A 10,283-nucleotide genomic window follows, 5' to 3' on the forward strand; every position below is an offset into this window, starting at 1 on the left:
CTATATGAATTTAAAGTTTAGATTGACAGTACTGTCATTCCTCCAGTTTTTTGTTTGGGGAGCGTGGTTGATCACCATAGGTGTTTACTGGTTTGGAACCAAACAATGGGGTGGGGAAGAATTTGGGAAAGTTTTCGCTACTTTGGGAATCGCCTCCATCTTTATGCCGGCTTTAACCGGAATTATTGCGGATCGGTGGATGAACGCGGAAAGATTATATGGAATTCTGCATATTCTTTATGGGATCACTTTGTTTTTCCTGCCTTCCGTGACCTCTCCTGAAAACTTTTTTTGGGTAATGCTCATCGCGATGCTGTTTTATATGCCCACGATTTCACTATCGAATTCCATTGCCTATTATGTGCTGAAGAATAATAACTATGACGTCGTAAAAGAATTTCCGCCGATCAGAGTCTGGGGAACCATAGGATTTATCGCGGCGATGTGGATCACCAACCTCACCGGAAATAAAGACTCCGGTTTTCAATTTGATATTGCTGCGGTTTTTGCGATCATTTTGGGAATTTATGCATTTACCTTGCCCAAATGTCCGCCGCAAAACCTGATTCCGAAAGATGCAACTTTGGCTGAAAAACTAGGATTCAACGCGTTTTCTTTATTTAAAGACTACAAAATGGCGTTATTCTTTTTGTTTTCCATGTTTTTGGGAGCGGCGCTTCAGCTGACCAATATGTATGGAGATGTTTTCCTTTCAGATTTCGGTAAAATCCCGGAATACGCCGAAAGTTTCATGGTGAAACGCTCCACGATTATCATGTCGATTTCCCAGATTTCAGAAACGCTCTTTATCCTTGCGATTCCTTTCTTTTTAAAGAAATATGGAATCAAAAATGTGATGCTGATCTCCATGTTTGCATGGGTTTTAAGGTTTGGTCTGTTCGCATTCGGAGTTCCGGTAGGATTCGGATTAGGGCTGATTGTTCTTTCCTGCATCGTTTACGGAATGGCTTTTGACTTTTTCAATATTTCCGGCTCCCTTTTCGTGGAAACCACTACTGATTACAAAATCCGCTCCTCTGCACAGGGTTTGTTTATGATGATGACCAATGGTTTTGGGGCAGTGATGGGAAGTTTGGTGAGTGGTTGGTTGATCCAAAAGTATTTCACCCTGCCAAACGGTGACAAAATGTGGCATGAAATCTGGCTGGTTTTTGCGGCGTACGCCTTGGTGATTGCGATTCTTTTCGCCATCATGTTCAAACACAAACACAATCCGGAGGAATTGCAAGAAATCAAGCACTAGTTAACTTTTATAAAGCAAAACACACTTTTTATCAGGTGTGTTTTTTTTCGTAATTTGGCTCAACTATTTTTAAACAAAATTTATTAAAATGGACAACGTGATTCAAATAAAAAATAGTTTGATTGAGCGTATTAAATCTTCAAATAATCTGAAGTTTTTAAACGCCCTTCAGATCCTTTTTGATTCTGCTGAAGAAGAGCTTTTCCAATTAAGTGAAATTCAGAAAGAAAACATTGATAAAGGAAGAGCGGATATTGAAAATGGTCGTTTTCAAAGTAATGAGCAAATGTTCAGCGAAATGAAATCATGGCTGAAAAAGAAATAATTTGGTCAACTAGAGCCACAGTCGAACTAAGGGAAAATCTCTCGTTTTATAATGAAAGAAATGGAAGTGTTTTATACAGTGAAAAATTATTGAAAGAAATAGAAAACCTGATGAAATGCTTTCAAAGAATGAATTAATAGGAAGACTGTGCAGTAATAAAAAACACGAATAATTGTCAAGAAAGTGTATCTGATCTTTTATGAAGTTCAATACGATAGAATCGAAATACTATCGTTTTGGAACAATTTACAAGATCCAAAAGAGAGGTTAAATCTGTAAGAAATTTGAAAATGCAAATAATTAAATTATAATCTAAAATCAATATGAAAGAAGTATTCATCGTATCTGCAGTAAGAACACCCATGGGAAGTTTCCTCGGAAGTTTGGCAAGCGTTCCGGCCACAAAATTAGGTTCCACCGCAATCAAAGGCGCATTAGATAAAATCAACCTCGACCCGAATTTGGTTCAGGAAGTTTTTATGGGAAACGTTCTTCAGGCAGGAGAAGGACAGGCGCCCGCTCGCCAAGCAGCTTTGGGAGCAGGTTTGCCCAATAAAGTTCCATCAACCACCGTTAATAAAGTTTGTGCTTCGGGAATGAAGTCCGTGATGTTGGCGGCCAATTCCATTAAAGCCGGAGACCAGGAAATCGTGGTTGCCGGTGGAATGGAAAATATGTCCTCGGTTCCGCACTACTATCACGCAAGAAATGCAACAAAATTAGGCGATGTGAAAATGCAGGACGGAATGGTCCTCGACGGTTTGACCGATGTTTACAATAAAGTCCACATGGGAGTTTGCGCTGAAAAATGCGCCGCGGAATATGGACTCACCAGAGAAGACCAAGATAATTTCGCGATAGCATCTTACCAACGTTCCGCAAAAGCCTGGAGCGAAGGAAAATTCAAAGAAGAGGTTGTTCCCGTAGAAATTCCCCAAAGAAAAGGAGAACCCATCATTTTCGGTGAAGATGAAGAATATAAATCAGTCAACTTCGAGCGCATCGGAACTTTGCCTACCGTTTTCCAAAAAGACAACGGAACCGTAACAGCAGCAAATGCGTCAACACTAAACGACGGTGCTTCAGCATTAGTATTGATGTCCAGAGAAAAAATGGAGGAACTTGGTTTGAAACCTTTGGCAAGAATCGTTTCCTACGCAGACGCTGCACAGGAACCGGAATGGTTTACCACCGCACCTTCAAAAGCACTGCCAATCGCTTTGGAAAAAGCAAACCTAAAACTTTCAGACATTGATTTCTTTGAATTCAACGAAGCGTTTGCAGTGGTAGGTTTGGCGAACAACAAAATCCTTGGATTGGATGCTTCAAAAGTAAACGTCAATGGTGGTGCGGTTTCCTTGGGACATCCACTCGGAAGTTCAGGATCCAGAATCATCGTAACCTTAATCAACGTGCTCAAACAAAACAACGGAAAATACGGTGCAGCCGCCATTTGTAACGGTGGAGGTGGCGCAAGTGCAATTGTCATTGAAAATATTTAGTTTCATGTTTCATGTTTCATGTTTCAAGTTGATGTGTTAAAAATTCAAGATTATGGCTACAATTAAAAGGTTTGAGGATTTGGAAATTTGGCAAACTGCTAGAAAGCTTTGTGTTAATATTTTTAAACATTCCAAAAAGAGCAATTTTAATAATGATTTCAAATTTCGAAATCAAATATTAGCATCTTCAGGTTCGGTGATGGATAATATTGCGGAAGGCTTCGAAAGAGATGGAAACAGTGAGTTTAAGCAATTTCTTTCCATTGCAAAAGGTTCTTGCGGAGAAACAAGATCTCAATTGTATCGTGCTTTTGATTTTGAATATATCCACGAAGAAGATGTAAAGCAGCTCATAGAGGAATATCAGAACCTCAGTGGAAAAATCAAAAACTTTATTGTTTATTTGCAAAATTCCGAAATTAAAGGAAATAAGTTCAAATAAGAGCTGGACTCAACTTGAAACTTGAAACCTGAAACTTGAAACCAGAATTATGAAACCTGAAACAAAAGAGAATTCAATAAAGAACAATCCCAAAATAATGAAAGCGTGGGCGCTTTATGATTGGGCAAATTCCGTTTATTCATTAGTCATTACTTCCACGATTTTTCCGATTTATTTCTCCATTCTTACCACGATACGGGAGAAGAGTGAATTCGTGCAGGAAACCGGAAAATGGATCAAAGTTCCGGAACGTTACACGATCAATGTTTTCGGTACGGAATACCAACCGGACGCGGTTTATGGCTATTCGCTGACGATCTCGTTTCTGATTGTGGTATTGCTTTCGCCGATTTTGTCGTCATTGGCGGATACCATTGGGAATAAAAAGTCTTTTCTGCAGTTTTTCTGTTACCTCGGTGCCACTTCCTGCATGGGATTGGCAATGTTTACCGGGATGCAGAACGTTTTTCTGGGATTGCTGTTCAGTATTACGGCGAGTGTCGGATTTTGGGGGAGTTTGGTTTTTTATAACTCATTTTTGCCCGATATCGCAACTCCGGACAAACAGGATGCGCTTTCTGCGAGAGGTTATGTTTACGGCTAAATCGGTTCGGTGATTTTGGTGATTATCTGTTTGGTGCTGATTCAGGTTTTGGCTAAAGACGCAGAACAGGCAAAAATTTACACCAGGATTTCCTTCCTTTTGACAGGAGCGTGGTGGTTTGGATTTTCTCAATATACGTTCAAATATTTGCCGCAATTTGGTAATGTGAAAGACCAGCTGCCGAAAGATCTGGTCTTGTTGAACTATAAAAACATCTTCAAAAAACATGAAGAACAGGGAGGTTTGTGGGAAGTCCTGAAAGACAATATCGCTTTCTATATCGATATTACCAGGCAGAGTTTCCGCGAGTTGTTCAAGGTGGGGAACAAGTTGTTCAAGGACAGAAACCTGAAATTCTTCCTTTCCGGCTTCTTCTTTTACAGTGTCGGGATGCAGACTATTTTCCTGATGGCGACACTTTTCGGGAAAAGTGAAATCAACATGGCGCAAGAAAAACTGATTATGACGCTTTTAATAATCCAGATTATTGCAATCGTAGGTGCGCTGATTTTTTCCCGACTTTCCCGAAGAATTGGCAACAAAAATGTGATTTCAATTGCGATTATTCTTTGGATTGTGGCCTGTTTGTCGGCTTATTATTTAAAGAAGGAAAACCCGAATGTGGAATACCAATTCTATGGAATTGCGGGAATCATCGGTTTGGTGATGGGCGGTTTACAGGCGATGTCGCGATCCACTTATTCCAAACTGCTTCCTGAAAACGGAATGGATAACACCACCTATTTCAGTTTCTATGACGTGCTCGAGAAAATCGCCATTATTTTAGGAACCTTCATTTTCGCCACCATGATCGAGAAATACCACAATATGCGTTACTCGGCATTATCGATGTCGCTGTTTTTCTTTGTGGGACTGGTTTTGATTCGGTTTGTTAAGTTGAAAGTGATTCAGGAGAAGGAAGTGAATTAAATGGCGTGGAAATGTTTAAGGTTGATTTTGTAGATTTGCTTAAGAAACAATCAGATAATGGAAACTTTAATTATTCAATATGACATCTTAATCAAAGAAAAGTTGTTGAAATTGCTTAGTACATTTTCGGAGAAAGAGCTTGAAATTATTGGAAAAGACGAAAAGTCAACGCAAATTGGAAAAGAACTTCAAGAGGATTATGACTATATAGTTCGGGAAGATGCCGAGTTTTATAATCACGATGACGCCATAGAACAACTAAAGAAATGGAGGGAAGAATCAAGGAGATAAAATACTCAAAGAGATTCCTTCAGAAATTATTCAAGCAAACGAAATTTATTGCGAGAGACAAACCCTACGCTGCAGAAAAATTTGAAATAGAATTACTCCGGGAAACTTTGAAGATTGCTCAAACTCCCTTCGCCTATAAGAAATCTCCTTTTTTCAATGATGAAAATATTAGAGAAATGATTTTCAAGGGATATCGTGTGGTTTTCAAGATCTTCGAAACGGAGATTAAGGTTTTTGGCTTTAACAAATGGGAAGAAACCCTTAAAATGTAAGAATCAAGGATTTCTCAAGTTGCAGCTCATTTTATCGCAATATCGTTCAGTCGAGGTCTATCAAAAAAAATAAATTTTTGTCCGATACCTTTTAAAGCGAAGCGTCCTTCATTCCTGGACTAAGCTTCAATTCATTTCAACTATCGCAACCATTGCACCATGCAACAATTTTTTCCGTATCTTTGCCTCATAAAATCAAGCGGTTAATCTTATAATGACCAATCCTTTATTTTACGCTAAAATCCTGCTGTTCGGCGAATACGGAATCATCGAAGATTCCCAGGGTTTGACTTTGCCCTACAGTTTCTATAAGGGAACACTGAAATTTTCCAATCTGGAGAATGATTTCGAAAAGAAGTCGAATTCGTCTTTGCAGAAATACGCGGATTATCTCAAAAACCTTCCGGTTTCGGAAAAATTCCAACTTGATATTTCTACATTTCAAAAAGATATTGAAAAGGGACTTTTCTTCGATTCCAATATTCCGCAAGGTTACGGAGTGGGAAGTTCCGGCGCATTAGTGGCTGCTATTTTTGAGAAATATTCCGTGAACAAACTTCAACCAGAAACGATTTCCAAAGACGAACTGAAGGATCTGAAGAAAGTTTTCGGTGAAATGGAAAGTTTCTTCCATGGTAAAAGTTCGGGGATCGACCCGTTGATCTGCTACATGAACCTTCCGATTCTCATTGAAAATAAAGAAAATGTAGATAAAGTTTCCATTCCACAAAGTGCGGAAGGAAAGGGTGCGATTTTCTTAATCGATTCCGGAATGACAGGCGAAACAGGACCGATGGTACAGATTTTCTTTGAAAAAATGAAGACCGAAGGTTTCAGAAAAACGCTGAAAGAAGAGTTCATCCGCTACAACAATGCCTGCATCGACGCATTCCTGAAAAAAGAAATGAATCCGCTGTTCCGAAACCTGAAAAACCTTTCGATTTGGGCATACGAACATTTTAAACCCATGATTCCGGAAAGCATCAACAATATCTGGAAAAAAGGTCTGGACACGAACGCTTACTACCTTAAACTCTGCGGAAGCGGCGGCGGCGGTTATATTTTGGGTTTTACCAAGGACTACCAAAAAGCCGAAAAAATGCTGGAGGGTTTCAACAAGGAAGTGATTTACCGATTCTGATCATTCCAAAAATCGCCAATAGTTTTTCATGGTTTAAAATATTAATTTACTTATTGGCGTGAATTCACCCGAAAATAAATATCTTAAAAAGTCTCCATCCTCCGTGGAGGGTTTTAGAGAGGGGTCCAATCTCTTCGCTTACAGAATTTCGCAACTCGTGGGTTTCCTTTTGGGAGCCAGGGTTTTCGTGACGGTATTGCTGACTTTCGCGCTTTATGTTTCCACATTTTTCCTTTTTAACCAAGAGGAAAGTCTCAGGAATTTCGTGTTTGATTTCAGGGTGCACGGGATTATTTTCTGTGCGGTTCTCAGCATTTTGGCGGGCGGAATTATCAACCAGTTTTATGACCGCGAGAAAGACCGAATCACAAAACCTTTCCGAACCCGGCTGCAGACTTTCTTCAAGCAGAAATATTTTCTATATGCCTATCTTTTGCTGAACACGGTTTCGCTCACCGTTGCATTTTTGATCTCGCCGCGGGTTTTCCTTTTCTTTCTGATTTACCAGTTTGTCATGTGGTTTTACAGCCATAAATTGAGTAAAATTCTGATCCTGAACAATATTACGTTTGTGAGTTTGACGCTTTATCCATTTTTTGGAATGCTGGTTTATTACCAAACTTTTTCGATGAAGGTTTTTCTGATGGCGGTTTATATATTTTTAATGCTTTTAATCATCGACATCATCAAGGATACTTTGACTAAAAATGGAGACAAAGTTTTCGGTTACACTACAATTCCGAATTTCTTTGGCAAAAAAGTAACGAATGTGATTGTCGTTCTGCTGCTCATTTTCGCGCAACTGATTTCGGCGTTAGTGGTCTCCGAAAAGGGTTTGCACGGAATCCTGAGCTATTATTTTGCCTTCAGTATTTTCGTCCAGATTCTTTCGGTTTATTTGGTGCTCCTTAAAACGAAACATTCCAATTTCATTAACTTAAATATTTTGCGGGTATGGATTCTGATCGGAATTTTCGCAATGTTGGCGAATGGTATCCAGCAGAAATACGAATTGCGAAATGCGAATTACGAATTGCGATCCCGATAACTATCTGGAAGAATTCGAAACCTGTCTGCCGAGAGGAAGTTTGGAAGTACTCAAGAGTAACCGCAGAACCGAGTTTTGAATGGCAGGTGAACTTATTTCAAAAACCGTATTTCCGTATTTTAATTCGTATGTCTATTTTCTAACTTCTAATTTCGTACTTCGCAATTCCTAAAACCCTATCTTTGCAAAAAATTTTCAGAAAATGAGCCGAGACAACGAAAAACCGAAAAGACCGAGAATTTCTTCCTCCAGACCAGCAAGACCTTCCGGCGGAAGTTCGCGAACTGCTTCCTCTCGACCAAGAAAATCTGAAGATTCGGAGGAAAAGAAAGAACCGAAAGCCAAAAGAGAACCAAGACTTTTGTCCCAGTCTGAAGCAAGATCTTTCGAAAGATCCATCGAAAGAACTTCAAGAAAACCAACAGGAAAGAGAACCGGCAAATCTTTTGATACCCGAGATAAATACGAAAAAGGCGACCGAAAATTCGGCCCCAAAAAGCCTTTCAATAAATTCGACGATAAAAACGAAGACCGCGCAAAATCTTTTGTTCAAAGGAGAAAGCTGAACAAAATTGATAAGGATTTGCACAAAGACACGATCCGTCTGAACAAATACATCGCCAATTCCGGAATCTGTTCCAGAAGAGAAGCCGATGAATTAATCACCCAAGGATTGGTGCAAGTGAATGGAGTGGTGATCACCGAAATGGGATACCAAGTTCAGAAAACGGATAAAGTGGTTTTTGACGGACAGGGAATTACCCCCGAAAAACCGGTTTACGTTTTACTGAACAAACCGAAAGGGTACATCTCCACCACGAAAGATGAAAAAGCCAGAAAAACGGTGATGGATTTGGTGGCAAACGCTTCACCATACCGACTTTTTCCCGTAGGAAGGTTAGACAGAACCACCACCGGTGTCATTCTTTTGACCAATGATGGACATTTGACCAAAAAGTTGACCCATCCTTCGTTTAACATGAAGAAAATCTACCACGTCACTTTGGACAGAAAACTCGACAGAGCTGATCTGAACGCCATTGCGGAAGGAATCCGGCTGGAAGAAGGAGTCGCGGAAGTGGACAACATTTCCTATATCGACGGAAAACCGAAGAACGAAGTCGGCATAGAAATCCACATCGGCTGGAACCGTGTGGTACGCAGAATTTTCCAGAAATTAGGTTATGAAGTGGAGTCTCTTGATCGAGTGATGTTCGCAGGATTGACCAAAAAGAACGTGAAACGCGGCTATTGGAGAATCTTGACGGATTTGGAAGTGAACAATTTGAAGATGCTATAAAGATCCCTGAATTCAGAATTAAAATTTCCCGCCTCTTGAGCGGGAAATTTCATTAAACACTAAAAAACTAAACTATGAAATATTTTAAATTGCTTATTCAGCCGCTTGTCGTCTGCTCATTATTCTTTTAGCTGATTCTGATGCTACCACCAAACCCGCTCCCATCATAATTATATCTTTAATGACGAGTCTTCCTGCTGCGGATAAATACGGAAATCCAAAGTCAGTTCCGCCTAAATTTGGAACCCAGGTTTCCGGTGTGGTAATAAGGAAACTCAACGTCACGATTGACATTCCGAAAGTCAACATTCCGCCCCAGATCCCGATTTTCGGAAACCATATTCCGAGCAGAACCAGAATTCCCAAAACCACGATCACTGTTCCCAAACCATAGGAGAAAACATAAGTGCCGTTTGCTTTATGCCATTCGATATTTTCGGGAACTACTTCGCCTTCCTTGTTTTTGTGGAGTTTGTAATTATCGGCATCGCTTACCTTTTTATTGAGCATGAAACTCATCACGGGCGAGTTTGCGACGAATGGAATAATGCCGTCCGCTTCGTACTGAAAAGCCTTTAAACCGCCAATCCACGCCATCACGATGAATATTCCGATTCTTACAAAATTGATCAATTGTCGCTGCGAACCAGCCAAAAAATGAGTAATCTTTTCCATATCTTTCATCAAAAAAGCTTTGCAATTTGCAGAAGTAATCCTTAAAGAAAACCTTTGTGCAAAGCGTTGCGGTTTTTTACTTTCTAGATTTTCTTTCAAACAACTTTGCAAAAATACTTCTGATCCAACCCCCAAAAAATGGAAAAATCTGCCCATTGCATAGACAGATTTGGATTTTTTCACTAAATACTTTCCCTTTCTGTAGATAAGAAAAATCGAAAATCAAACTTAATCTCAAATGCTGTAAAAAAATCTTTGTCTATCGTCAATAAGCGATAGCGCCTTTGTTTAAAATATTTATAAATCTTTGTTTGGCCATTTGCGAGTATTTCTTTTTCGAGTGTTTCGCAAAGAGAAATATTTCTCACAAAAAACAGTGTTTTGCAGCACGCTTCATCAGCGAACTTTTTCGCAATCTTTGCTTTCTCCAATATGCAGATTAATATTAAAATCTTTGCGTTGAATTATTATAAAGAAATCATTCGTGCA

General features: G+C 39.5%; 10 protein-coding genes and 1 pseudogene. 10 read left to right on the top strand and 1 reads right to left on the bottom strand.

Features of this window, described 5'->3' with window-relative positions; all coding sequences use genetic code 11:
* Positions 1-4 precede the first annotated feature (4 nt).
* From ACM44_RS01885 to ACM44_RS01930, 10 genes and pseudogenes are all read left to right on the top strand, one after another.
* Positions 5-1,264: a nucleoside permease gene (locus ACM44_RS01885; protein ID WP_048498427.1), complete on the top strand. Its 1,260-nt coding sequence runs from the start codon at positions 5-7 to the stop codon at positions 1,262-1,264.
* 88 nt (positions 1,265-1,352) lie between these two features.
* Positions 1,353-1,589 (top strand): hypothetical protein, encoded by a 237-nt coding sequence (locus ACM44_RS01890; protein ID WP_048498428.1) that lies wholly within the window; start codon positions 1,353-1,355, stop codon positions 1,587-1,589.
* A 323-nt stretch (positions 1,590-1,912) separates the two neighbouring features.
* Complete coding sequence (locus tag ACM44_RS01895; protein WP_048498429.1) at positions 1,913-3,091, top strand: acetyl-CoA C-acyltransferase; 1,179 nt, start codon at positions 1,913-1,915, stop codon at positions 3,089-3,091.
* A gap of 52 nt (positions 3,092-3,143) precedes the next feature.
* Positions 3,144-3,533 (top strand): four helix bundle protein, encoded by a 390-nt coding sequence (locus tag ACM44_RS01900; protein WP_048498430.1) that lies wholly within the window; start codon positions 3,144-3,146, stop codon positions 3,531-3,533.
* Between the two features lie 49 nt (positions 3,534-3,582).
* Positions 3,583-5,067: pseudogene (locus tag ACM44_RS01905) on the top strand (MFS transporter).
* A 57-nt stretch (positions 5,068-5,124) separates the two neighbouring features.
* Complete coding sequence (locus ACM44_RS01910) at positions 5,125-5,358, top strand: hypothetical protein (RefSeq protein WP_048498431.1); 234 nt, start codon at positions 5,125-5,127, stop codon at positions 5,356-5,358.
* A complete protein-coding gene (locus ACM44_RS01915) occupies positions 5,334-5,630 on the top strand; it encodes a type II toxin-antitoxin system RelE/ParE family toxin (protein ID WP_048498432.1) in 297 nt (98 codons plus the stop codon). The genes ACM44_RS01910 and ACM44_RS01915 overlap by 25 nt, the downstream gene beginning before the upstream one ends.
* 214 nt (positions 5,631-5,844) lie before the next feature.
* On the top strand, positions 5,845-6,771 hold the full coding sequence (locus ACM44_RS01920) for a mevalonate kinase family protein (protein ID WP_048498433.1): 927 nt from the start codon (positions 5,845-5,847) through the stop codon (positions 6,769-6,771).
* Between the two features lie 103 nt (positions 6,772-6,874).
* The gene (locus ACM44_RS01925) at positions 6,875-7,819 is read left to right on the top strand and encodes a geranylgeranylglycerol-phosphate geranylgeranyltransferase (RefSeq protein WP_048498439.1); all 945 of its coding nucleotides are present in this window, start codon (positions 6,875-6,877) and stop codon (positions 7,817-7,819) included.
* 202 nt (positions 7,820-8,021) lie between these two features.
* Positions 8,022-9,119, top strand: a complete 1,098-nt coding sequence (locus ACM44_RS01930) for a pseudouridine synthase (protein WP_241477124.1) — start codon at positions 8,022-8,024, stop codon at positions 9,117-9,119.
* A gap of 93 nt (positions 9,120-9,212) precedes the next feature.
* On the opposite strand, the gene ACM44_RS01935 is transcribed toward ACM44_RS01930, so the two are convergent.
* Entirely contained in the window at positions 9,213-9,794 is a 582-nt protein-coding gene (locus ACM44_RS01935; protein ID WP_048498441.1) for a DUF417 family protein, read from the bottom strand.
* Between the last annotated feature and the right edge of the window lie 489 nt (positions 9,795-10,283).

Source organism: Chryseobacterium koreense CCUG 49689 (assembly GCF_001045435.1).
GTDB lineage: Bacteria > Bacteroidota > Bacteroidia > Flavobacteriales > Weeksellaceae > Kaistella > Kaistella koreensis.